The 25,234-nt window shown below is 62.8% G+C and carries 19 protein-coding genes; 9 read left to right on the forward strand and 10 right to left on the reverse strand.

The genetic code is table 11. From position 1 onward, the window contains the following. Nucleotides 1-461 precede the first annotated feature (461 nt). Complete coding sequence (locus AO692_RS27165; protein WP_054313182.1) at nucleotides 462-1,655, reverse strand: GGDEF domain-containing protein; 1,194 nt, start codon at nucleotides 1,653-1,655, stop codon at nucleotides 462-464. Nucleotides 1,656-1,790: 135 nt separating this feature from the next. Further along, a complete protein-coding gene (locus tag AO692_RS27170) occupies nucleotides 1,791-2,957 on the reverse strand; it encodes an MFS transporter (RefSeq protein WP_054313183.1) in 1,167 nt (388 codons plus the stop codon). 521 nt (nucleotides 2,958-3,478) lie between these two features. Between AO692_RS27170 and AO692_RS27175 the strand changes: the two genes are divergently transcribed. Beyond that, entirely contained in the window at nucleotides 3,479-4,372 is an 894-nt protein-coding gene (locus AO692_RS27175; RefSeq protein ID WP_054313184.1) for a DMT family transporter, read from the forward strand. 28 nt (nucleotides 4,373-4,400) lie between these two features. Then, on the forward strand, nucleotides 4,401-5,093 hold the full coding sequence (locus AO692_RS27180; protein WP_054313185.1) for a 50S ribosomal protein L11 methyltransferase: 693 nt from the start codon (nucleotides 4,401-4,403) through the stop codon (nucleotides 5,091-5,093). A gap of 263 nt (nucleotides 5,094-5,356) precedes the next feature. Here the strand turns inward: AO692_RS27180 and zwf are convergent, their stop codons facing one another. The 4 genes from zwf to pgi form a co-directional block, all read right to left on the reverse strand. Further along, entirely contained in the window at nucleotides 5,357-6,742 is a 1,386-nt protein-coding gene (zwf, locus tag AO692_RS27185; protein WP_054313186.1) for a glucose-6-phosphate dehydrogenase, read from the reverse strand. Between the two features lie 113 nt (nucleotides 6,743-6,855). Next, entirely contained in the window at nucleotides 6,856-7,863 is a 1,008-nt protein-coding gene (gene gnd, locus AO692_RS27190) for a phosphogluconate dehydrogenase (NAD(+)-dependent, decarboxylating) (protein ID WP_054313211.1), read from the reverse strand. A gap of 393 nt (nucleotides 7,864-8,256) precedes the next feature. Further along, the gene (locus tag AO692_RS27195; RefSeq protein WP_054313187.1) at nucleotides 8,257-8,967 is read right to left on the reverse strand and encodes an HAD family hydrolase; all 711 of its coding nucleotides are present in this window, start codon (nucleotides 8,965-8,967) and stop codon (nucleotides 8,257-8,259) included. Nucleotides 8,968-8,974: 7 nt separating this feature from the next. Beyond that, entirely contained in the window at nucleotides 8,975-10,618 is a 1,644-nt protein-coding gene (pgi, locus tag AO692_RS27200; RefSeq protein WP_054313188.1) for a glucose-6-phosphate isomerase, read from the reverse strand. Nucleotides 10,619-10,953: 335 nt separating this feature from the next. On the opposite strand from pgi, the gene AO692_RS27205 reads away from it, so the two are divergent. The 3 genes from AO692_RS27205 (at nucleotide 10,954) to AO692_RS27215 (ending at nucleotide 15,163) form a co-directional block, all read left to right on the forward strand. Beyond that, nucleotides 10,954-12,444, forward strand: coding sequence for a PLP-dependent aminotransferase family protein (locus AO692_RS27205; protein ID WP_054313189.1), 1,491 nt, complete (start codon nucleotides 10,954-10,956; stop codon nucleotides 12,442-12,444). A 424-nt stretch (nucleotides 12,445-12,868) separates the two neighbouring features. Next, a complete protein-coding gene (locus tag AO692_RS27210) occupies nucleotides 12,869-14,458 on the forward strand; it encodes a trimethylamine methyltransferase family protein (RefSeq protein ID WP_054313190.1) in 1,590 nt (529 codons plus the stop codon). A 105-nt stretch (nucleotides 14,459-14,563) separates the two neighbouring features. Then, entirely contained in the window at nucleotides 14,564-15,163 is a 600-nt protein-coding gene (locus tag AO692_RS27215) for a dimethylsulfonioproprionate lyase family protein (RefSeq protein WP_054313191.1), read from the forward strand. A 309-nt stretch (nucleotides 15,164-15,472) separates the two neighbouring features. On the opposite strand, the gene chrA is transcribed toward AO692_RS27215, so the two are convergent. From chrA to AO692_RS27230, 3 genes are all read right to left on the reverse strand, one after another. Further along, nucleotides 15,473-16,681, reverse strand: a complete 1,209-nt coding sequence (gene chrA / locus AO692_RS27220; RefSeq protein WP_244483507.1) for a chromate efflux transporter — start codon at nucleotides 16,679-16,681, stop codon at nucleotides 15,473-15,475. Nucleotides 16,682-16,772: 91 nt separating this feature from the next. Beyond that, a complete protein-coding gene (locus AO692_RS27225; RefSeq protein WP_054313193.1) occupies nucleotides 16,773-17,057 on the reverse strand; it encodes a hypothetical protein in 285 nt (94 codons plus the stop codon). A 54-nt stretch (nucleotides 17,058-17,111) separates the two neighbouring features. Beyond that, complete coding sequence (locus tag AO692_RS27230; RefSeq protein ID WP_054313194.1) at nucleotides 17,112-17,972, reverse strand: LysR substrate-binding domain-containing protein; 861 nt, start codon at nucleotides 17,970-17,972, stop codon at nucleotides 17,112-17,114. A gap of 157 nt (nucleotides 17,973-18,129) precedes the next feature. Here AO692_RS27230 and psrA point away from each other — a divergent pair, with 157 nt between their 5' ends. From psrA to AO692_RS27250, 4 genes are all read left to right on the forward strand, one after another. After that, nucleotides 18,130-19,239: an iron-containing alcohol dehydrogenase PsrA gene (gene psrA / locus AO692_RS27235; RefSeq protein ID WP_054313195.1), complete on the forward strand. Its 1,110-nt coding sequence runs from the start codon at nucleotides 18,130-18,132 to the stop codon at nucleotides 19,237-19,239. A 14-nt stretch (nucleotides 19,240-19,253) separates the two neighbouring features. Continuing rightward, the gene (phnA, locus tag AO692_RS27240) at nucleotides 19,254-20,504 is read left to right on the forward strand and encodes a phosphonoacetate hydrolase (RefSeq protein ID WP_054313196.1); all 1,251 of its coding nucleotides are present in this window, start codon (nucleotides 19,254-19,256) and stop codon (nucleotides 20,502-20,504) included. A gap of 3 nt (nucleotides 20,505-20,507) precedes the next feature. Beyond that, nucleotides 20,508-21,956, forward strand: coding sequence for a phosphonoacetaldehyde dehydrogenase (phnY, locus tag AO692_RS27245; RefSeq protein WP_054313197.1), 1,449 nt, complete (start codon nucleotides 20,508-20,510; stop codon nucleotides 21,954-21,956). Nucleotides 21,957-22,083: 127 nt separating this feature from the next. Further along, the gene (locus AO692_RS27250) at nucleotides 22,084-23,385 is read left to right on the forward strand and encodes an MFS transporter (protein WP_054313198.1); all 1,302 of its coding nucleotides are present in this window, start codon (nucleotides 22,084-22,086) and stop codon (nucleotides 23,383-23,385) included. 69 nt (nucleotides 23,386-23,454) lie between these two features. Here AO692_RS27250 and AO692_RS27255 read toward each other — a convergent pair whose 3' ends face one another. After that, complete coding sequence (locus tag AO692_RS27255) at nucleotides 23,455-24,921, reverse strand: MATE family efflux transporter (protein ID WP_054313199.1); 1,467 nt, start codon at nucleotides 24,919-24,921, stop codon at nucleotides 23,455-23,457. Nucleotides 24,922-25,234 lie beyond the last annotated feature (313 nt).

Below are 25,234 nucleotides of genomic sequence, written 5' to 3' on the forward strand. Positions count from 1 at the left end.
GGCTGTCGTCGCGATCGGACGTCCTTGTCCTCACCCGCTTTCCCCGGTGGAAGCGCATTCAGGCCATGGCCCGGAAGGCGCGCGGCGCGATCTTTCGGTTCGCCGACGCAAGTCCCTTGTCATAGCCGTCCGGCGCCGGTTCCCCATCGGCATCTCGGTCGGTATCGCCAAAACGACAAAGGCCTCCCGATGGCTTCGTTTCCGAAGTCAAAGGGAGGCCTTCTTGCCTTGATCTGATTGGGTGGCCCCGTTGCCACCTGCCTGCTTAACAGGCGAAGAAAAATTTAGACGGGCATCGAAACCCTGTCAATACGGCGTTTCGGAGGTCGAAATGGTGCCCAAGGGCTGAATCGGTCGTGGCTTATTAGCTTCGATAAGGGGGGAGCCTAGCGACAAATCTTGAGGTGGAAACTCCCGTCCAATCGCCTAGCCAAAGGGGAGAAGGGCACGGCTACCCGCCCTTACGAAACCACCAGCTTGAGATGGCTCTGCCCGGCCGGCCGGCGGTTCTTCATGCCGGAAATGGCGTAGCCGTCGCGGCCGGCCGCCTTGGCGCGATAAAGCGCCTCGTCCGCCTTGGCCATGAGATCGACAGCGGCGACGTAGATGTCGGGCGTCCATTCCGCGATGCCCAAGCTGATGGTGAAGCGTTCCTCGTCCTCCGTCTTGCCGCTGCCCTCTCGCACGGTAGCGACGAGGACGGACGCGACCTTTTCCGCCTGGCGCGCGGTCGTCTCCGGCAGGATGATGGCGAACTCGTCGCCGCCGAGCCTGAACACCATGTCGCTGCCGCGCACCATGGTGGTGGCGATCTCGGCGAACTGGCGCAGAATACGGTCGCCGAAGGCATGGCCGTTGGTGTCGTTGTAACGCTTGAAGTGATCGATATCGATCAACATCAGCGAGAAATGGCGGCCGGTGCGGCGTGTGCGCTTGTCCTCGGCTTCCAGCAAGGCCAGGAAATGGCGCCGATTGGGAATACCGGTGAGGTCGTCGGTCTGGGCAAGTTCGGCAAGTTCCTCGCGCAGCCGCCCGATCGACATGATGGTGAAGCCGAAGTTCCACACCACGCCCGAGAAGATCACGCACAGCAGCGCGTAGGATTCCACCGTCGTGTAGAACTCCTGGTCGACGCGGCCCAGCATCAGCCCGACATTCAAGAGGCTTTCGATGAGATGGCCGACGATGCCGACGATCATGGCGGTGGCCGCGATCATCGCGCCGAGATCCTTGCGATGCCAGCGCAGCAGATACCAGGCGGCAAGCACCAGCGGCACCGACTGGCCCCCGGCGTAAACGAGATTGCGGCCTTGCAGACTGCCGAACAGGAGAAGCAGCAGGAACAGGCTGCCGGCGGTGATCGCCACGCTCGCCTTCAGGCCACCGGACTGGCCGTAGAAGACGCGCACGCCGACCCAGAACATGCAGAAGCCGAAAATGACGAACCCGTTGCCGACAACGGCGGGCACATAGCTCCCCTCATTGCCCTGCAGGGCCAGCACGCAGCCGCCGATGGTGGACAGCACGCATCCGGCCAGCCACACGCGCGCCGCCGCGAAATTGCGGTAGCGATAGGCGATGGCACCCCAGATGACCGCCACCGTCAGCGAGTTGAGCAGGATGACGATGTAAAGCGTCAAGAAGTCGAGTTTCATCGCAATGCCCCGGACGAAGCCTTCCTCCTAAGGGTTCGCCGCTTTGCCGGACGTTAAAATAAAAGGTGGGTTTTGCGTCAACTGTTAGAAAAAGCCAGCGCCGATGACAGGATGACGATCTGCTGCAGGAATTACTCATATGGCCGACTGCGTGGTCCACGTCGTTTGCGCGCTGTGGCGCACGGCGACAAGGGCAGCAGCCACGGCGCCTGCCGCCAACAGCCCGCCAAGCCAGGGCAGATTCTGCAAAGGCAGCCAGACCAGCACCAGGCCACCCAGCCCGGTGCCGAGGCCGACGCCGACATGCATGGCCGACAGGTTGAGGCTGACGCCGGCTTCTGCCGTCTGTGGCCCCGTTGCCATGAGGAAGCTCTGCACCACAGGCGAGATCATCCAGCTGATCATCGCCCAGGCCATCATCGCGACGATGAAAAGCCCGGGCACTTTCGCCGCGAGCGGTATGGCGAGAAGCGCGACCAGATAGGCGAGTGGCGTCGCCACGATGGCGAAACGCGGCCCGACGGCATCGGCCAGCCAGCCGCCGCAATAGCCGCCACATACGCCGGCGATGCCGAAAGCGAAAAAGAATAGCGCAACGTTGTCCTGCGGAACGCCGACCGCCTCGGTGAGATAGGGCGCCAGATAGGCGAACAGCGTGAAATGACCGCCGATCATCAGGATCGAGACAAGCTGGGCGGCAACCAGCGGCCGCGACCGCAGATGCTGCAGATATCCCGATGCCGCCGGGCTGCTGCGCCCCGCCGTCGGCAGCGTGCGCAGGCAGATCAGGAACACGGCCACGGCCAGCAGGGCAAGCGCGACAAAGACGGCGCGCCAGCCAAAATGGCCGCCGATCAGCATCCCGACCGGCACGCCGAGCACCATGGAGCCGCTGACGCCCATGAAGATGATGCCGATCGCCCTGCCGCGCATGGCTGGGCCGACAAGCTCCGTCGCCAGCATCGTGGCGACGAGGCAGGCAGCAGCGCTGGCTGCCGCCATGCCGATACGGGCCATGAACAGGGCGGCATAGCTGGAGCTTGCCGCCGCAAGCAGGTTGCTGGCGATGAAAAGCAGCAGCGCCAGACCCAGCATGGTCTTGCGTTCCAGCCGCGCCGCCAGCAAAAGCGCCAACGGAGCGGTCAGCGCGAAGGTGATCGAGAAGACGGCCGTCAGTTGGCCGGCAAGGCCGACCGAGATATCAAGGCCGGAAGCGATGCCCGGCAAGATGCCGATGACAATGTTTTCCGCCGTGCCGGTGGCAAAGGTGGCGAAAGCCAGGAAGAATATCCGAAGGTTCACGTGTCCGTCCCGTCGCGCGTTTCACCGCGACGGAGGAAGGGCCTCCGATACGGCGTGGTGTTGCGTATCGGGTTTCGAGGCTGTGCTTCGGTTATCCCAGGAACCGGATTGTTACCATGCGCAGGCATGAGGGGAAAGACAGTGGGGCCTTGCTTTGCCAGTTCATGCCGGGCACCTGACCAATAACGTTTGCACCGCCCCTCATCTGCCTGCCGGCATCTTCTCCCCGCGAAGGACGGGGAGAAGAGAGACTGGCCGCGACCCCCCTCCCCGTTTCCACGGGAGAGGTTAAGGGTGGCGGCGGCGTATGCGGCCACCGCATTGCCGCCTGCCGATCGTGCTGGCGCAACGTTCCACACGATCTACCGCTTGCGAAGGGCACGGAATTCCGCGAGATCGACAACCCGCATTGCTGGAAAGCCGAATATGTCTGCGCGGATGCGTACCTGGCCTGCGCCGGCTGGGGCGTCGCGCGAACAGTACAAGCGGTCGACCACCCAATCTGACCCGACCGAGGACCGATGCCCATCCACGAACTCGCAGCGCTCGGCGCCGCAACCTGCTGGGCGCTGACCGGCATCATCTCGGCGGGTCCGGCCGGTCATCTCGGCGCGCCGGCCTTCAACCGTCTGCGCCAGATCTTCGTCACCGCCATGCTGGCGCTTTATGTGCTGGCGACCGGCTCATGGCGAGAGCTAGAGGCGGCCAATGTGCTGCCGCTTCTCGCCTCGGGTTTCATCGGCATCTTCATCGGCGACACGCTGCTGTTCGCCACGCTTAACCGGGTCGGTCCGCGCCGTTCCGGCATCCTGTTTGCGCTCAACGCGCCGATCGCGGCGGTCCTCGGCTGGCTGCTGCTCGGCGAGACGCTGACCGCCAAGGCGCTCTTCGGCATGGCGCTTGTCGTCGCCGGCGTCCTGCTGGCCATCCTGTTCGGCAAACGCCGATCGCAGCTTCATCAATGGGAGACGGTGAAAGGGCCGCTGTGGATCGGCGTGGCGCTTGGGCTCGGCGCCGCGACCGGCCAGGCGATCGGCTCCATCATCGCGCGGCCGGTGATGGAAACCGGCATCGACCCGTTCGTGGCCTCAATGCTCAGGGTCGGCGTCGCCGCGGCCTTCCTCAGCGTCATGATCCAGTTGCCCATTCCCGCGTTGAAGCCCAAAGGCCCGCTGACCTGGCAGGTGGCGGCGATGACCGCGCTGACCGGCATCCTCGCGCTGGCGATCGGCATGACGCTGCTGCTGTTTGCCCTTTCCGGCGGCAAGGTCGGCATCGTCTCGACCTTGTCGGCAACCTCGCCCGTCCTCATCCTGCCGCTGCTGTGGCTGCGCACCGGCGAACGCCCTGCCGCCGGCGCCTGGGCAGGTGCGGTGCTGGTGGTGGCCGGCATGGCGCTGATCTTCATGGCGTGACGCCGAGCGTCGGTTTAGGCTTGCTGGCATGCGTGCCGTGACACCCGAGCCCCGCGAGATCGAAGCTGCCGTCGTCGACGCGACAGGCGAGATCGCGGCCTTCATCGTCGCCAATCTGCCGGTCGCCGCGGTTCCCGGCACTCCCGAAATCCGGCTGCATGGCGCACATCCCGGCAGCGGCCTGCGCCGCCTGACCGAACGGCGAAGCAGGCTCTCGCCCTATTGGGCCTATCAATGGGCGGGCGGGGCCGTGCTGGCACGCCATCTGCTCGACCATCCCGAAACGGTGCGCGGACGGACCGTGCTCGACCTGGGCACCGGCTCCGGCCTTGTCGCCATCGCGGCCGCAAAGGCAGGCGCTGGCAAAATTACCGCCGTGGATATCGACGCGCACGCGATTGCGGCGCTGCGCCTCAACGCCGCCTTGAACGGTGTGACGATCGAAACCCAGTTGGCTGATTTGACCGCCGGAGAGCCGCCGCGCGTCGACCTGATAACGGTCGGCGACCTGTTCTACGAACGCCGGCTCGCCAGACGCGTCACGGCATTCCTGGACCGCTGCCTTGCTGCTGGCATCACGATCCTGGTCGGCGATCCGGGCCGCGCCTATCTGCCTCGCGAGCGGCTGGCGATGATCGCCGAATACCCCGTGACCGACTTTGGCACAGCGGCCGGCGAGATAACCCGGGCGACGGTCTTCTCTTTCATGCAAGGGAGCTAATTCAACCCTGGCGGAAGAACATGCTTCTACGCCACCTGCGATTGCCTGGAAGAATGCCGCCTATTTTTGCGTGGATTGCCTAAAAAACAGAATCTCATGCTTCGCGTGCACAAGATTCTTGCTGCAAGCTGAAAAAATCATCCGGTGATTCCTCCCGTAGCACCGGATGTGTTCTTCCCTCCCGAGAGGCTCTTCAGCCTCTGCTTCGACCGGGACGCCCAGCGTCCCGGTCTTTTTCTGTGCGCAGCCCTGTTTCGCAGGCTCTATTTTGCGGGATTGATCCAGCCGTTCGGCGGCCCGAACTTCGCGATTGCCTCGGCCGGTCCCCAGGTGCCAGGCTCGTAGATCGCGGGCTGGCTCTTGTCGTCGAGTATCGGGCCGACGATGCGCCAGGCCGCTTCCGACGCATCCTGCCGCGTGAACAGGCGCACATCGCCATTCATAGCGTCACCGATCAGGCGCTCATACGGCTCCATGTCGCCGGCGGAATCGTCGACCGCCGAAAGCTCCACCTGTTCACCGACCATTTCATCGCCGGCCTGCTTGCGGCGGGCGCCGATGCTGATCGAGATTTCCGGGTTGATGCGAAAGCGCAGATAGTTGGTCTCGTCGGGCGCAATCGTGTCGAACACGTCGAGCGGCGGCCGCTTCAGCCGGACCACCACTTCCGTGGCGCGAACCGGCAGGTTCTTGCCGGCGCGGATGAAGAAGGGCACATCCTGCCAACGCCAGGTGTCGATGAAGAAACGCGCCGCGGCGAAGGTTTCGACGGTGGAGCCCGGCGCCACACCCGGCTCCTTCAGATAGCCGGCAAACTGTCCGCGTACCACATCGTCCTTGGTCAGCGTGCGCACGGCCTTCAGCACCTGCACCTTCTCATCGATCAAGTCCTCGGCCGAGCGGCCGGACGGCGGCTCCATGGCCAGAAGCAGCATGATGTTGAGCAGATGGTTCTCGATGACGTCGCGAATGCAGCCGACCTCGTCATAGAACTTGCCGCGCCCCTGCACGCCGAAATCCTCGGCCATGGTGATCTGCACGCTCTCGACATAGTTGCGGTTCCAGATCGGCTCCAGGAAGGAGTTGGCGAAGCGGAAATAAAGCAGGTTCTGGATCGCTTCCTTGCCGAGATAATGGTCGATGCGGAAGATCGAATTCTCATCGAAGACGATGTGCAGGACCCGGTTCAGCCAGCGCGCCGACTGCAGGTCGCGTCCGAACGGCTTTTCCACCATCAGCCTGGCGCCGGCGGCACCGCCCGACTGCTCCAGCCCCTGCACCACCGGCTCGAACATCGAGGGCGGCACGGCAAGATAATAGAGTGGGTGGCGGAAGCCGGTCAGCGCTTCCTTCAGCTTGTCGAAGGTTTCCTGGCTGCGATAATCGCCGCTGACATAACGCAGCAGGCCGACAAGCCTGGCAAACACTTTCTCGTCGACCTTGCCGAGTGCCGCCTTGATGCCGTCATGCGCGCGTTCGGCCAGCTTCTCCACCGTCCAGTCGTCATAGGCGATGCCGATGATCGGCTCCTTCAGGTGGTCGCGTTCCACCATCGCGTAGAGTGCCGGAAAGATCTTCTTGTGCGCCAGGTCGCCGGTGGCGCCGAAGAGCACAAGCACATCCGATCGGGTTTCAGCCGCTGCTGCCATGATGGTACTCCTTTACGCTTTAGAGCGCCGCGCGTCCGTGCGGACGCGCAAAGGACGCTCTAACACTTGATTTGGCGCATGATCCTTTCCGAAAATCATTCTGATTTTCGGGGTCATGCGCGAGGCTTTTCGAGATGGCCGCCGAAGGCATAGCGCATGGCGGACAGAAGCTTGTCGGCGAAGGCCGACTCTCCCTGCGAGGAGAAACGGTCGAAAAGTGCCGCCGACAGCACCGGCGCAGGCACACCTGTGTCGATTGCCGCCTTCAGCGTCCAGCGGCCTTCGCCGGAATCCGAAACCCGGCCGCCGAACTGCTCCAGCGCCGGATCTGCCTTCAGCGCACCTGCGGTGAGATCGAGCAGCCATGAGCCGATGACCGAACCATGCCGCCACACTTCGGTGACCGCCGGCAGATCGATGTCGAACTGGTAATATTGCGGCTCGGACAGCGGCGTGGTCTCGGCATCGGCGCTGCGCTTGGCCTTGCCTGAGCTCGCGGCCTTAAGGATGTTCACGCCTTCGGCATAGGCGGCCATGACGCCGTATTCGATACCGTTGTGCACCATCTTGACGAAATGGCCGGCGCCACTCGGGCCGCAATGCAGATAACCAAACGGAGCAGTACCGGCGGCCTTGTCGGGCGTAGCGCCATGATCGGCGCCTGGCGCCAGTGAGGCGAAGATCGGATCAAGATGTTTCACCGCTGCGTCGGGGCCACCGATCATCAGGCAGTAGCCGCGCTCCAGGCCCCAGACGCCGCCGCTGGTGCCGACATCGACGAAGGCGATGCCCTTTTCGGCATATCTCGCGCCAAGATCGACCGCATCGCGATAGTTGGAATTGCCGCCGTCGATGATGATGTCGCCCTTGTCGAGGAGAGCTGCGACCTGATCGGCAACCTTGCCGGTGATGGCAGCAGGCAGCATCAGCCAGACGGCACGCGGCTTGGCCAGCTTGCCGATGAACTCCTCCAGTGAACCGGAGCCAGTTGCCCCTTCCTTGACCAGGGCTTCGACGCTGGCCGGGTTGATGTCGTAGACGACACATTCATGGCCGTCGCGCTGCAGGCGCCTGACCATATTGGCGCCCATCCTGCCCAATCCCATCATTCCGATCTGCATGTTTCCATCCTGCTTGCTGACTTTGGTCTGCCCGATCGCCCTGCTCGCCGGCACCAGCCGACGCAACCGAGGTGCAGACAATCTCCGATCCGTCGCGATCAAGCCAGAAGAATGTGAAGGGGATATCAAACGAGGTGGCTGCTGGGCAAATGCCACTATCTCCCCCCTTGTGGGGGAGAAAGGATTTTCACGATCTTAGCGAGCACGCCCGTCAGGGCGGCGCAGTCTAAGTCGTAGAAAATCCAAGAGAGGGGATTTGTAGCTGAGGGGTTGCGCATTTCTCGAACGGAGAGCAGGCAGGATGATTGCGCTTCCCGGCCCTCGGGCCTCGGGCGTTCGAGCCTTTTGAAAGGTCCACCGGACCTTTCAATTCGCCTGCGGCGAACCAGGCTCTCACCCTCTCCCGGCCAAAAACGCCGGTAGATCCGCAACCGAAGCCAGCACCACGTCGGCCAGCGGCGCCAGCGACTCGCGTGTGCCGGTGCCGGACAGCACGCCGATCGCCAGGCCGCAGCCGCCGGCACGCGCCATGTCGAGATCGTGCCGGTTGTCGCCGACCATGGCGATCTCGGAGGGCTTCAGGCCGGTGAGGTCGCAGAAGGCGATCACCGCGTCCGGCGCCGGCTTCGGGTTGGCGACCGCGTCGTAGCCATAGGCGGCGTCGAACAGCTGCGCCATGCCGATGGCCGACAGCGTGCGCTCGCAGCCGGCGGTGGAATCGTTGGTGGCGACGCCCAGCCGATAGGATTTCGCATGCAGCGCTGCGAGCGACTCGGCAATGCCGGGCAGCGGTACGGCGAGCGCCGAACCCTGTTCGGTGCTGATTGCGTTGAAATGATCCAGCGCGTCGCGCTGCTCAGCCGCCGACAATTCGGGAAACCACAGCGCGATGATGTCGGCATTGGTGCCAGCGGCAAAGACGGTGTCCGGCTTGAAGCCCTTCGTCTCAAAATCATAGCCGGCCTTGGCCAGCAGCGCGTCGGCCCTGGCGCGATCGCCATTCGCCGCCTCCAGCGCCATGCGATCGGCCACGCCGCCCCAGGTGGCATGGAAATCGATCAGTGTTCCGTCCTTGTCGAAAAGGATGCCCTTGATGCCCGCCAAAATCCGCTTACTCCTGTTCGTTTAGCCGGTGGATATGTCCCACCAGCCCCGCTGTCGAGGCGTCTCTCGTGGCGGCATTCTCCTTGCCTTCAACGACAGGCAGCAGGCTGGTGGCGAGCTCCTTGCCGAGTTCGACACCCCATTGATCGAAGGAATTGATGTCGTAAAGCGTGCCTTCGACGAAGACGCGATGCTCGTAGAGCGCGATCAGCCGGCCGAAGGTGCGCGGGTCGAGCTTGCGGTAAAGGATGGTGAGCGAGGGCCGGTTGCCGGAAAAGACGCGGTGCGGCGCGATTTTGTCGACCTGTTCCGGCTTCATGCCCTTGGCCAGCATCTGCGCGCGCGCTTCCTCCAGCGTGCGGCCCTTCATCAGCGCTTCCGACTGCGCCACGACATTGGCCAACAGCAGATCATGATGGTGTTTGAGGTCCGGTTCGTGGCCGATCGCGGCGGCGATGAACTCGACCGGGATGATGTCGGTGCCCTGGTGCAGCAGCTGGAAGAAGGCGTGCTGGCCATTGGTGCCCGGCTCGCCCCATACCAGCGGACCGGTCGGCGTCACCGCCTTGCCATTGTCGAGCATGACGCTCTTGCCGTTCGATTCCATATCGAGCTGCTGCAGATAGGCCGGCAGGCGCGACAGGCGCTGGTCATAAGGAATGACGGCGCGAGCCGGATAACCGCAGACGACACGGTGCCAAAAACCGACAAGGCCGAGCAACGCCGGCAGGTTCCTGTTCAGCGGCGCTGACTGGAAATGCTCGTCCATCTCATGCGCGCCGGCCAGGAAGGCGCGGAAATTCTCAGGTCCGACCGCAATCATCACCGGCAGCCCGATGGCACCCCAGACCGAATAGCGCCCGCCGACCCAGTCCCAGAAACCGAAGACGCGGTCTTTCTCGATGCCGAATTTGGCAACCAGGTCGAGCGCGGTGGAGACGGCGGCAAAGTGCTTGCCGACGGCTTCCTTGCCGAGCCTGGTCTCCACCCATTTGCGCGCCGTCTCGGCATTGGTCATGGTCTCGACGGTGGTGAAGGTCTTGGACGCGACAATGAACAGCGTCGTTTCCGCCGAAAGGCCCTTCAGCGTGTCGTGCATGTGGGCGCCGTCGATGTTGGAGACGTAATGCGCGCGCGGCCCGTCATGATAGGGGGCGAGCGCCAGCGTCGCCATCACCGGGCCGAGATCCGAACCGCCGATACCGATGTTGACGATGTCGGTGATCTTCTTGCCGGTGTGGCCGGCCGCCTTGCCGGAGCGGATGGCGTCGGCAAAGACGCTCATCGCATCCAGCACCGAACGGACATCCTTCTGCACATCCTGTCCGTCTACATGCAAGCCCTTGCCGTCGAGGTTGCGCAGCGCCGTGTGCAGCACGGCGCGATCCTCGGTGATGTTGATGTGCTTGCCGGAAAACATCGCGGCGCGTCGGCCCTCGAGGTCGGCCGCCTTGGCCAGGCTTTCGAGCAGTTCCATCGTCTTGCCGTCGACCGCGCATTTGGACCAGTCGAGCAACAGGTCGCCGTCCAGCGCCGAGAAGCGCTTGAAGCGGTCCGGATCGGCGGCGAAGGCCTCGCGCATGTCCATCGGAGTTGCCGCGCGATGGGCGCGCAGGGCGGCGAGCTGTTTGTCGAAGGCGGTGCGGTCCACGGCGATCTCCAGACTATGGCAGGGTCGGTTCAGACTTTAGCAGAGCGAGTGCGGCAAGCGACAGGCTTGCAGCGAACTTATCTAGCGGAGTTTCAATCGGTTCAAGCCAGCCGGCGCGCACATTTTGCGTCCGCGCGAAATGGAGCAGGGCATGCATGCTGCCACGCAAACCAGAGCGGGAAATTTCTACTTTTTGCTGTTCACCAGCGGGAATGAAGGATCACTGGCATAAATCCCAGCGATCAGAAAAATTGATTGGCGCAACCCCTTGTACCAATCATACAGTCCAATGGTCCACAAAACAAAAAAGACTGACCAACGAGGAGCGCCCGAATATGCCACAGCGTAACGACACCGCGATATGGTCGGGCCTGTTCAGGATTTCGGCCGAGTCCGGCCAGACCCTGCAGGCGCAGATCCGCCAGGCCATCGTGGCCGCGATCCTCGACCGTCAGATCGCCGCGTCCATGCCGCTCCCCTCATGCCGGATCCTCGCCGAGAAGCTCGGCGTGGCGCGCGGCACCGTGGTGCTCGCCTTCCAGCAGCTGGTCGATCAAGGCTTTTTGGTGGCACGCGAACGGCGCGGTCACTTCGTGAACCCGGAGGTTCTGGCGACGCCGGCACGGCCGCAGAAGACACCGGAACAGGCCAACGAGATCGACTGGAAGAAGCTGCGCCAGATCGCCGCCAGCGACATGCCGCCGCCGGCGAAGCACGATAACTGGATCAAGTCGTCATATCCGTTCGTATACGGCCAGTTCGACCCGGCGCTGTTCCCGACCGCCGAGTGGCGCGAGTGCAACCGCATGGCGCTAGCCGTGCTGGAGATCCGCAACTGGGCCTCAGACATGGTCGACCGCGACGACCCGCTGCTGATCGAACAGATCCAGGCGCGGCTGCTGCCGCGGCGCGGCATCTTCGCCAATCCCGACGAGATCATCGTGACGCTGGGCGCGCAGAACGCACTTTATATGCTGGCCACACTCTTGATGACCAAGGGCTCGAAGGTGGCAATGGAAGACCCCGGCTATCCCGACGCCCGCTCGATCTTCCGGCTGGCCGGCGCCGACATCCAGCCGGTCCCGGTCGACCAGTCAGGCATCGTCACCTCGGCGATCCCGGCAGACACCGGCTTTGTTTTCGTGACGCCGAGCCACCAGTGCCCGACGATGGTGCCACTGTCGCAGGAGCGCCGGCAGGACCTTCTGGCCCGCGCCAACCGCAACAACCACATCATCATCGAGGACGGCTACGACAGCCAGTTGCTGGACGAGGCCCCGCAGCAGGCGCTGAAGAGCATCGATCGCTCCGGCCGCGTCGTCTATGTAGGCTCGATGTCGAAGACGCTGGCACCCGGCCTGCGCCTCGGCTACATCGTGGCGTCCGCCGGACTGATCGCGGAACTGCGGGCGCTGCGCCGCTTCATGCTGCGCCATCCGCCGGCCAACAACCAGCGCGCGGTGGCGCTGTTCCTCTCGCTTGGCCATCACGAGGCGCTTGTGCGGCGTCTTTCGACGGCCTTCGACGAGCGCCGCAAGCGGCTGGTGCACGCAATCTCGGCCTTCCTGCCGGAATGGCGCGCCACCGATTCCGCCGGCGGCACCTCGCTGTGGCTGGAAGGACCGCGCGGCACCGACTCCCGCGATCTCGCGGCGGCGGCGGCCAGCCGCAGCGTGATCATCGAACCGGGCGACCGCTTCTTCGACCGCACCGACAAGCCGTCACGATTCATGCGGCTGGGCATTTCGTCCATTGCGCTTCAACATATCGAACCCGGCATTCGCGAGCTCGCGACCGCAGCAGGCCGTAGACCGGCGGCGGCATAGGTCCACCTCCCAAGCGACAACAGCCCTCCCCCTTGAACGGGGGGAGGGTTTTTAAATTCTCAGCCCTCCGGTTCGGCTCCGCCACAATTCGGTGTCGAAACCTGGATGCTCCTGCGTCGGCGCTCCATCTGCTGAGCGATCCATTCCCCCACCTGTCGTCCTGAACCTTCAGGAATTTCCGACACTTGGTTTGCAGGTTTTGCGACTGCGCCGGCGGCCCGGGCAAATCGCTTTTTCAGAAGTGATGCGGCCCAAGGCGAACAACCGCATTTCTGCCTCTTCGCTGGTCCATCTTCCCGAAATCGCTGGCACATATGCTGCACCAATACGATTGGCATAGTTCCGCGAAGCAAGGGGAAGAAGCCCGCTGATGGTGGACCAACCGCCACATGCAAAGCTTCAGGACAAAAAGTGGAGGTTTTCCATGTCCATGACGGCGGAAAAGCAGGATTTGCAAGGCGACAGCCGGTCCCGACGATCCGGCGGGCGTGAAGCACGACGTGCCATGCGCGCTGCACCCCTGGCTGACGACATTAGGCCAGTGAGAGCCGGCCTGGAGGGCGGACGCTACGGTCCATTGGCCCAAAACGACCTGGAACGCATCCATGAGGCGGTGCTGACGCTTCTGGAAACCGTCGGCTTCGCCAACGCCATTCCATCCTGCATCGAGGCGCTGACCAGGGTCGGCGCCAGCTACAGCGAGGATGGCCGCATCCGCTTCCCGCGAGCGCTGGTGCTCGACACGATCCGCAACGCCGCGCGCAACTTCACGCTGCATGGCCAGGATCCCAAACACGACATGTTGATCCAGGGCAAGCGCGTGCATTACGGCACGGCGGGTGCCGCCGTGCATCTGGTCGATGTCGAGAAGCGCGAATACCGCGAGAGCCTGCTGCAGGACATCTACGACGCCGCGCGCATCGTCGACGGGCTGGACAACATCCACTTCTTCCAACGGCCGATGGTGCCGCGCGACATTCCCGATCCGCTCGAGATGGATTTCAACACGCTCTATGCCTGCGTGATGGGAACCTCCAAGCATGTCGGCACCTCGTTCACGGTGCGCGAGAATGTGAAGCCGGCGCTGGAGATGCTCTATGCGATTGCCGGCGGCGAGGAGAATTTCCGCGCCCGGCCTTTCGTTTCCAACTCCAACTGCTTCGTCGTGCCGCCGATGAAATTCGCGGAGGATGCCTGCGGCGTGCTGGAAGCCTGCGTGGAAGGCGGCATCCCGATCCTGCTGCTTTCCGCCGGCCAGGCCGGCGCGACGGCACCCGCGGCAATCGCCGGTGCAGTGGTGCAGGCGGTGGCCGAAGTGCTGGCAGGACTGGTCTATGTCAACGCCATCAAGCCCGGGCACCCCGCCATCTTCGGTACCTGGCCTTTCGTCTCGGACCTGCGCACCGGCGCGATGTCCGGTGGGTCGGCCGAGCAGGCGCTGTTGACTTCGGCCTGCGCGCAGATGGCGCAATTCTACGACCTGCCCGGCGGATCAGCCGCGGGCATGGCGGATTCCAAACTGCCCGACATCCAGTCCGGCTTCGAAAAGGGCATCACCGACGTGATGGCCGGCCTGTCGGGGCTGAATCTCGTCTATGAATCGGCCGGCATGCACGCTTCGCTGCTCGGCTTCTGCCTGGAAAGCCTGATCATCGACAATGACATGATCGGCCAGTGCCTGCGCTGCGTGCGCGGCATCGAGGTCAGCGACGAGGCGCTGTCGATCGACACGATCACCGAAGTCTGCCTCAACGGTCCCGGCCACTATCTCGGCAACGACCAGACGCTGAAGCTGATGCAGACGGAGTATTTCTACCCGGCCATCGGCGACCGTTTCTCGCCGAAGGAATGGAACGAGCGCGGCAAGCCCGACATCCTGCAGCGCGCCATCGCCGAGAAGAAACGGATCCTGGCCGAGCGTTTTCCGCACCACGTGCCGCGCGCCATCGACGACCGCCTGCGCCTGCGCTTCGACGGCATCATCCACCTGCCCCGTTCCGGCATGGGAGGGTGAAGGCAACGCCGGCGCCTCCGCTTGCCGGAAATACGGTGCCAGGCTCGCCATTGCTTCCATCCTGTCCCGCGTGGGACAGTGTGACCACAACGCCGGAGCAGCAGCATGGCAGCATCCAACCAGGAAAAGCTGATCACCTTCCTCGATGACCTCGCGGCCGCGATCGAGCCGAAAGCGGTCGGGGACACGCCCTTGGCACGTGGCTGGCGGCGGGTGGCCGACAGCATTCCGCGTGGCGAGATCGAGACCGGCCCGGCGCAGCCGGCACGACGGCCGGCCTGCACCCATCTCGCTGCCGGCTACCGCAATCTGGAAAATGCCGGACCGCATTTGCGCAAGCTTGCCGTCTCCTTCCAGGCAATCGAGCCGTTGCTCGACTGGACCAGCCGCGAGGAGAGGCGTGATTCCAAAGCGCTCGCCGAAAACTACGCCGGCGCGACGATCGTCGGTCGCGACGGCGTGATCGCGAGCGAGCATGTCGAGATCGGCGTCTCCATTCTCAGTCCGAACATGGTCTATCCCGACCACCGCCATCCGCCGGAAGAGGTCTATATCGCTCTGTCCGCCGGAGACTGGCGCCAGAATGATGAGCCATGGGTTGCGCCGGGTATCGGCGGGTTGATCCACAATCCTGCCAACATCGTCCACGCCATGCGCTCGGGCGACCAGCCCCTGTTCGCCATCTGGTGCCTGCCTTTGCCTTAGGCGATGGCGAGGCGCTTTTATCTCCCCCCTTGCGGGGGAGAAAGGATTTTCACGATCTTAGCGAGCACGCCCGCAGGGCGGCGCAGTCTAAGTCGCAGAAAATCCAAGAGAGGGGATCTTCAGCTGATACATCTCGCATTTGACAAATCCCTTCTCATTGTTCGAGAGGGTAAGAAGCAGATCACCAACGTGGCGGCTGCAAATCCCCTCTCTTGCGATTTCTAGCACTTAGCTGCGCCGCCCTGCGGGCGTGCTCGCTAAAATGCTGAAATCGCTTTCTCCCCCACATGGGGGGAGATAAGGGCGTACTCACACCACGGCCCCGGCCATCGCCAGCAGGACCACGACCACCCAGGGTGGCGCCTTGGCGAAGACCAGAAGCAGGAAGCCGCCCAGGCCGAGCAAGACATCGAGCGGGTCGACGATGGCGCTGGTGAGCACCGGATCGTAGAAGGCGGCGGCGAGGATGCCGACCACCGCGGCGTTGGTGCCGCGCATCGCCGCCTGCGCCTTCGGCAGGGCGCGCAGTCCGTCCCAGAACGGCAGCGCTCCATAGACAAGCAGAAGGCCGGGCAGAAAGATCGCGACGAGCGCAATGGAGGCTCCCAGAAGGCCATTGGGCACGATGCCGGAAACGGCGCCGAGATAAGCGGCAAAGGTGAAAAGCGGACCGGGCACGGCCTGCGCCGCGCCGTAGCCGGCGAGAAAATCCTGCACAGGTACCCAGCCGGGTGCGGCAACCGCGTTCTCCAGCAGTGGCAGCACGACATGGCCGCCGCCGAACACCAGCGCGCCGGAGCGGTAGAAAGCGTCGAAGAAGGCAAGCGCATGGCTGCCAGTCCAGCCGGCGAGCAGCGGAGGCATCACGAGCAGGACCGCGAACAGGATGAGGGCGGCGATGCCAGCCCTGCGGCTGACCGGGAAGGCCGGATGTGTCGATACTGCACCGGCCTCGCTCCGGCAGAAGAACAGCCCGGCAACCGCACCGGCGACGATGGCGCCGACCTGGCCGAGCCAGCCGCCAACGAGGGTGCTTAGCATAAGTGCGCCGAGCGCAATGGCGATGCGCTGACGGTCGGGCGTCAGCGTGCGCGCCATGCCCCACAGCGCCTGCGCGACCACGGCCACCGCCACCAGTTTCAGCCCATGCAGGATGCCCTGGCCGACGGGATTGTCGAGGGCGCCGGCACCCAGCGCAAAGGCGAGCAGCAGCAGTGCCGACGGCAGCGTGAAGCCAGCCCAGGCTGCAAGCCCTCCAGCGAGGCCGCCGCCGCGCAGTACGCCGAGCGAAAAGCCGACCTGGCTGGAGGCGGGACCGGGAAGGAACTGGCACAGCGCGACGAGATCGGCATAACCGGCCTCGTCGATCCATTTCCGGCGCACCACGAAGGCATCGCGAAAATAGCCGAGATGCGCGATCGGTCCGCCGAAGGAGGTCAGACCAAGCTGGAGAAAGGCGCGGAAAACCTCAGCGACGCGGGATGCCTGCGATGCGGCCTCATCACTTTCCCCCGTCACCATCCGCCTCGCCGCTGTCACCCCGTTTCGGCGGCGATCCTATCGGGTCATGATCGAAGGGCAAGGTGCAAGAAGAAGAGAGCGAAAGTCGCTACACTTGATTTACGGCGGCACCGAGCACGCCCAGCAGCGTAATCAGCCCGGCAACATAGTTCAGCCGCGAAGTGGTGAACGTCGCGACCGCCTGACCTCCGCGCACAAGCCGCGTCGCGTAGAAAAGGAGGGCCTGCAAGGCCAGGAAAACGACGATCGGGCTGAAAAACATCGAGCCGATCGCCTCGCCCCAATTGCCGGCCGACGCCATCGTCGCCGCCGTCTTCAGGTTCAAAATCACGGCAGCAACGACGACAAGGCACAATGACCAGAACTGTGGCATCAGGCGCAGCCTCCGGCAGACATGCTCAGCTCTCCTCCTGGCAGCGTCAGGCAGTCAAAGGACCGCATCAAAAAAGGCTTTGATCTTGCGGGATGATTGCCGCTCCTTGAGGCAGGCAAGTCGATATTCGGTTCTGATTTTCGCGTCACCGATGCGGATGGCTCTCAGGCGCGGGTGCGCGACAAATTCGAAATCTGCGACCACACCAATTCCAAGGCCGCGTTCAACCGCCTTCCACACGCCTTCACGGCTGCCGATCTCAAGAAACGGTCTAATGACGATGCCGAGAGCTTCAGCGGCCGCCTCCAATGCGCGGCGAGTGGTGGAGCCGGTTTCGCGAAGAATGAGTGACTGCCCTTCCAGCTCTCTTATGCTGATTTCACCGCGGTTGTACCATGGGTGGTCTGCGTTCACGAAGGCGACAACCTCGTGGGTGCTGAAGGGTATCGAATACACCCGTGAATCGTCCACCGTATGGGCGAGGATGGCGACATCGGCCTCGAGCTGGAGAACCCTCGACAATGTCAGATCGGAATTTCCGAGCAGCATGCTGATCTTGAAAAGGGGGTAGCGCGCAACGAAACGCGCAATCATCTCCGTCGCGTGAAACGGACCAACGGCAGCGATCTGCAACTGGCCGCTTGTGAGCCGGCCGCTGCTTGCCAGCAGTTCGTCCGCCTCTTCTTGAAGTTTCATGATACGCGCGCTGATCTCATGAAGCGCGCGGCCCGTTTCCGACAGTTCAACACGGCGACCCTGCCGCAGGAAGAGCTCTACTCCATAGCGCTCTTCAAGCTCCCTGACCTGTGTCGTCACGGTCGGCTGGCTGACGTGCAGTGCGCTGGCCGCAGCCGTGAAGCCCCGATGCTCGGCTACGGCATGAAATGAGCGCAAGTGGGTGAAAACGATGGCCATAGGCTTTCGGACCAGCTGAGACCGTGCCGTGACTATGGAGCGAACGGGTGTCGTTGTCCATAGATTTTATCAATGCGAAATCAATTAACTATCAATTCGACAAATGGTTCCTGCGGAGGTTTTTATAACTGCGACGAATTCAATCCGGAGACCCTCGATGTCGCAGTCGTGGAAATACACGAACCCCGTCAACGTAACTTTCGGGAGAGGTTCAATCTCGAAGATCCGCGAGAAGCTCGCGGGGCGCAGCTATTGCCTGCTCACGTATAATGACCACCCCGCCTTCGACACGCTGGTGGAACGCGTGTCGGAGGAAGCCGGGCGCCCCGCAGTCATTGTCCGCGACGTCGAACCCAATCCGAGCTTCCGGGGCCTGCGAACGGCCTGCCGTGCCTTTGGCGCCAGCGAAAACAAGCCGGAAGTCATCGTTGCGATAGGCGGCGGCTCGGTCATCGACACGGCCAAGGTTCTTGCCGCGGCTGGTGACGATTTTGCACGCGTCGAAGCTTTCCTGCAAGGGAAGTCCGACGCTCGGACGCTTTCAAGACTGCCGATTATCGCGCTGCCGACCACATCCGGGACCGGGAGCGAGGTGACCTGCTGGGCAACCGTCTGGGATACAGAGGCGAAGAGAAAATACTCGCTCGCCCACGAACACTACTATCCCGAACACGCGATCCTCGATCCCGAACTGACCCTTGGTATTCCACGGTCTCTGACCTTGAGCACCGGGCTGGACGCCCTTTCACATGCGCTCGAGAGCATTTGGAACGTCAACGCCAACCCAATCTCTACGAACCATGCTGTTTTCGCGGCGCGCGAAATTCTCTCTTCGTTGCCGCTGTTGCTCGAACATCCCGACGATCTCGACCTGAGGGAACGATTGGCGCAGGCGAGCCTGTTCGCCGGCCTCGCTTTCTCGAACACCAAAACCGCACTTGCTCATTCGCTGTCGTATTACCTGACACTTCACCATGGGACGGTCCATGGCATCGCCTGCTCTTTCAGCCTGCCGGCGATCCTGCGCAGCGTCATCGGCAACAGCGCCGCTTGCGATGCAGCGCTGAAGCAGATCTTCGGCGATGACCTGAACCGGGGAGCGTCCGAACTCGACGCGTTCCTGACCGGCCTCGGCGTTTCCACCCGAGCGACCGATTACGGCGTCACGCCGGAAAACTGGGTGGGCGCGATCAACGACGCACTGCTCGGTGAACGGGGCCGCAACTTCATCGGCAACCGCGAAGCAATTCTCAAGACCGCCGCCTAAAGGGAGGGAAACAGATGAACACCTACGTCAAAATCGGCGCGGACGTGGTCGCGAACGGCCGCAGCTATCGGCGTCCCGACACGCCGGTGGTGGTGATTTGTATCGACGGTTCCGAACCGGGTTATATCGAAGCCGCGATCGAAAAGGGCCTGGCGCCGAATCTCGACCGCCTGATGAAAACCGGCGCGAATACGACTGCGCTTTCGGTTATTCCCAGCTTCACCAACCCGAACAACCTCTCGATCATCACCGGCCGACCGCCTGCCGTCCATGGCATCGCCGGCAACTATTTCTACGATCGGGAGAAGAACGAAGAAGTCATGATGAACGACGCACGCTTCCTGCGCGCGCCGACCATCCTGGCCGAGTTCCAGAAAGCCGGCCTCAAGGTCGCGATGGTCACGGCAAAGGACAAGCTGAGGACACTGCTCGGCAAGGGGCTTGATTTCAGCACCGGTACGGCAATCGCTTTTTCTTCCGAGAAAGCCGACAAGGCCAAGCTGGCTGACAATGGCATCGAGCATGTTCTCGATTTCGTCGGCTTGCCGCTGCCGGAGGTCTATTCGGCGGACCTTTCCGAGTTCGTCTTCGCTGCCGGCGTCAAGCTGTTGAAGACGTTCAAACCAGACCTCATGTACCTCTCCACGACCGACTATGTGCAGCACAAGGCGGCGCCGGGCTCAAAAGTCGCAGACGACTTCTACGCGATGTTCGACCGTTATGTGGGGGAGCTCGATGCAGCGGGCTGCATTCTTGTCATGACCGCCGACCACGGCATGAACGACAAGCATCTCGCGAACGGCGAGCCCGACGTCATCTATCTTCAGGAGATACTCGACGAGCATTATGGCGCTGGTTCGACCCGCGTCATCCTGCCGATTACCGATCCCTATGTTGCCCATCACGGTGCACTTGGCTCCTTTGCCACGATTTACGCAGACGAGGGCAAGTGTGGAGACATCATCGGCCTGCTGAAAGGCACAGAGGGCATCGACGTTGCGATCCCTTCCGCCGAGGCCTGTGAACGTTTCGAACTGCCGGCCGACCGCATCGGCGATGTGGTCGTGCTGTCGTCGCGTCACAAGGTGCTGGGTACCGCAAGGGCCCGCCATGATCTCTCGGGCCTGACCGAGCCGCTCCGCTCTCACGGCGGCCTTACCGAGCAACGGGTGCCAATAATCGCGAACCGCGGGATAGACGTGCCGGCCGGAAGAACATTACGCAACTTCGACGTCTTCGAAGTCGCATTGAATCTGGTGTCTTGAGCCATGAACACGGCCGTCAAAGCACCGTATCGCCCCGAATCCATGCGGATCGCAGGGAAGCTCGTCAGGACCGACGACATCATCGAGGTCCTCAATCCCTACGACAACTCTGTGGTCGGCACGGTACCGGCCGCTCGCCCCGAACATGTGCGAGAGGCCTTCACCAAGGCACGTGCCTTCAAACCGAAGCTCACGCGATACGAACGTCAGGCGATCCTGCAGCGAGCAGCCGAATTGCTGCGTGACCGGAAAGAAGATTTTGCACGGCTGATCACGGCAGAGTCGGGCCTGTGCTGGAAGGACTCGCTCTACGAAGCGAGCCGCGCCTACGACGTCTGGTCCTTCGCCGCACAACTTTCCATCAAGGACGACGGTGAAATCTATTCCTGCGACATCTCGCCGAACGGCAAGACGCGAAAGATCTATACGACCAGATTGCCGCTGCTTGGCGTCATCTCCGCCATCACACCCTTCAATCATCCGCTCAATATGGTGAGCCACAAGATCGCGCCGGCGATCGCCACGAACAATCGGGTGGTCTTGAAGCCGACCGAACTTACGCCGTTGACCGCGTTGGCGCTCGCCGATCTGCTCTACGAAGCGGGTCTACCGCCGGAAATGCTGTCGGTCATCACCGGTAACCCATCGACCATGGGAGACGCGATGATCACCGATCCCGATGCGGATCTCGTGACCTTCACCGGTTCGGTTCGCGTGGGCAAGCACATCGCAGCCACGGCTGGCTACAAGCGGATCGTACTGGAACTCGGCGGCAACGATCCGCTGATCGTCATGGAGGATGCCGACCTCGAAAAAGCCGCGGAGCTCGCCGTAACCGGAGCCACGAAGAATTCCGGACAGCGCTGCACCGCTGTCAAGCGCATCCTCGTTGTCGAAAGTGTTGCCGATGCCTTCTCGAAGCTCGTCGTTGAGAAGGCCAAGCGGCTCAGCTGCGGCGACCCGATGGATCCGGAAACAGACATCGGGACGGTTATCAACGAGCGTTCGGCAGTTCTGTTCGAAGCCCGTGTCGAAAATGCCAGGAGCCTCGGGGCCGAGGTCCTTCATGACGCCTCGCGAAAGGGAGCGATCTTCCCCCCGACGGTGGTCGACCACGTCCCCTATGCCTGCGAACTCGTACGCGAAGAGACCTTCGGCCCGGTCATTCCGATCATCCGCTGCCCGAATGACATCGCAGAGGTGATCCGCATCTCGAATTCGACCGCCTACGGCCTGTCTTCGGGGGTCTGCACCAACCGATTCGACTACATCTCCCGCTTCGTGGCGGAACTCGAAGTCGGCACCGTCAACATCTGGGAAGTGCCCGGATACCGCATCGAGATGTCCCCCTTCGGCGGCATCAAGGACTCCGGCCTCGGCTACAAGGAGGGCGTGGTCGAAGCGATGAAAAGCTTCACCAATGTTCGCACCTGGTCGATGCCGTGGGGTTAAGCGACAGCGGAGAAGAGGCTCCGCTGTATCGGCTGCACATGTTCGATGGGTTTGAGCCCAAACGACACGGATCGCAGCGAAGGGGGAATGGAGCCTTCGCCGCGACCCACAACCTGGGGAGGTTTTGATGAGTTCAATTGATACATCCCGCTACTCGGTCGCCAATGCCGCCGATAGTGGTTTCCACCGGGCGCAGTGGCGAATGCTGTTTGCGGCGATGTTCTGTTATCTCTTCTTCTACACCGGCCGGCAAACCTTCGGATTTGCGATCCCGGGCATCCAGGCCGAATTCGGCGTCTCCAAGGAGACGCTCGGATGGGTCAGCGCGGGCATGCTCTGGTGCTATGCCATTGGTCAGGCGATCAATGGAAATCTCGGTGACAAATTCGGCGGCCGCCGGGTCATGACCGCCGGGGCTATTCTTTCCTGCGCAATGAACTGGGCAACGAGCTTCGCGGGCGGCGTGGTCAGTCTCGGTATCATGTGGGGTGCGAACGGTTATTTTCAGGCACTCGGCTGGGCGCCCGGCAGCCGGCTACTGTCCAATTGGTGGGGGCGTCACGAACGTGGCAAGGTCTTCGGTTGTTATGTATTTGCGGCCGGCCTCGCTTCTGTCTTGTCCTATGTCACGTCACTGATCGTCGTGAATTATCTGCATCTGGATTGGCGCTGGATTTTCCGGCTGCCCGTTCTTCTGCTGCTGCTCGGCGGGATCACCTTCTTCCTGCTGGCGCGCGAGCGACCGGAAGACCTCGGCTATCGTTCGCCGCATGACGATGCGATCGACGAGGAGCAGGCTGCCAAGGTTGCCGACGACGAGAGTTCATTCGAACGTTACAAAGGCGTTCTCAAGAATTGGCGGCTGCTTGTCGGCGGCATCGCCATCGGATTCCAGAATGCGGCGCGCTACGGCCTGCTGGTCTGGGTACCGGTACACTTCCTTGGAGCCAATTGGTCGAAGGCGAGTGCCGAAACTGCGCTCATCGACCCCAAGTGGATCAGCGTGGCGCTTCCCGTCGGCATGGCTATCGGCGCAGCAACCAACGGCTGGGTGTCGGACCGTCTGTTCAGTTCCAAGCGCTATACCGCAATCGTTCTCTATATGGCGCTCGCGGCGGTCACCTCGCTCTATATGTACACGATCCCTACCACCGAGATTTACAAGGGAATGCTCGTTCTCTTCCTCTGCGGCTTCTTCGTTTACGGTCCGCAGTCTTCGTTCTGGGCGCTATGTCCGGATCTCGTCGGCCATAAACGTGCCGGCACAGCGATCGGCGTCATGAACTTCTTTGCCTATCTGTTCGCGGGACTTGGCGAACCGCTCATCGGTGGCTTCCTGGACAGCCACGGCGATACCTCCGTGGTGTTCCTGATCGTCGCCATTGCCAGCGCCATCAGCGCCACGGTCGCGCTCTTTATTCGCCGCTGACCTATCTGCATCCGGCAGCGGCAACACTGCCGGATGCAGCCGATCCAGAATTGCGCCAGAGAGTTGTTCTCACCCTTCCGCCTGCGGCGCCAGGCCGGCGCGCCCGCGCGGCACGCCGAGGCCGGTATCCGGTGGTTCGCCCGCGGCCGGCCGTTCCTCCTCGATCATGTGCATGGTGCGCCATTTGCCGAAGCGGTAGTAGGCGACGGCCAGCACCAGCGAGGCGATCGAGCCGGCTGGGAAACTCCACCATAGAGCGTCCTGGCCGAGCACGTCGCGCAGCGAATAGGCAAAGCCCGTGCGGACGAAGAGCACCGAGATGACCAGGATGATCAGCGGCGGCATCACCGCCCCGGTGGCGCGAACGGTGGCGAACAGCACGATGGTGACGCCGAAGAGGATGAACGACCACGAGGCGACATTGTTGATGCGCTGGGCGATATCCACCGCGGGACCATCGGCTGCCAGGAACAGGCCAAGCACCGGCCGGTCGAACAGATAAAGCAGCAGCACCAGCGTGCCGGTGAGCAGGAGATTGAAGCCGACGCCGGCGGCGCAGATACGGCCGATGCGGTCCCAGCGCCGGGCGCCGACATTCTGCGCCGCCATCGAAGACACGGCGGCACCGATCGCCAGCGCCGGCATCTGGACATAGATCCACAACTGAGCGGCGATGCCGTAGGCAGCCGCCACCTGCGAGCCGTAGCCATTGACCATGCCCATCAGCACGAGCGCCGCCATCGAGATGACGATCATCTGCAGGCCCATCGGGATGCCTTTGGTTACGACGATGCGCAGCAGGCGCGGATCAGGTTTCAGCAAGGCGAGATCGGGGCCGGCCAGCCGCAGGGGGTGCTTGCGCTGGTAGAGCAGGATCAGGATCGCGGCCACACTCACGGTCTGGCCGATCAGCGTGGCGAGCGCGGACCCGGCGATGCCGAAGCCCGGTATCGGGCCGAAACCAATGATGAGCAGCGGATTGAGTATGATGTCGAGCACGACGGCGAGCGCCATGAAGAAGAACGGCGTGCGGGAATCGCCGGCGCCACGCAGGATGGTCATGACGAAGGAGAGGAGATTGGCCGCCGGCACCGCCGCGAAGATGATGACCAGATAGGCGCGTGCCAGCGGCATCACATCGGCCGGCGTGCCGAGCAACCCAAGAATCTGATCCACGAACAGCCAGCCGCCAAGCGCGAAGACCAGCGAGACCAGGAAGAAGAACGTCGCGCTGGTGCCGACGATGCGCCGGGCCTCGGCCATGTCGCGGGCACCGACCGACTGCGCAACCAGAATGGTTGCCGCCATGCCGATGCCGAACATCGTGCCGAGCAGAAGGAACAGCACCAGATTGGCGTTGGAGGTCGCGGCAAGCGCGGTTTCGCCGAGGAACCGGCCGACCCAGATCGAGTTGATCGAGCCGTTGAGCGATTGCAGCACGTTGGAACCGAGCACCGGCAGCGCGAACACCAGAAGCGTCGACGCGATCGGCCCGCTGGTCAGGTCGCGCGGGCGACGGGAAGCCTTGTCGTTCATGCCGGTCGTTCCTGATTCCGCCATAGCGGCGACTGTAGCGAAAATGCCGTTACTGTTGAAACGTCCGCCCTATGCCCGGCTTTATCAATCACGTCAATATTATCCGGGTAAAATTATCGACATAACAGCTCCTACTGAGCGGCAGCCGCATATGGCCATGTTTCCTCCGGGCGATTTCATCCACATTCTGGAATGGATCCCCGACACTCTCCGCTCCCTGCGGTCGCTCACGAGGTCGAGGATGACGCAGCTTGCGATGTCGCGGCTCATTTCCAGCGGTGATGATGGTGCTGACGTTGGAGATTGGCTGAAG

Origin of the sequence: Mesorhizobium sp. 1M-11 (assembly GCF_001303895.1) — a bacterium.
Classification (GTDB): Bacteria; Pseudomonadota; Alphaproteobacteria; order Rhizobiales; family Rhizobiaceae; genus Mesorhizobium.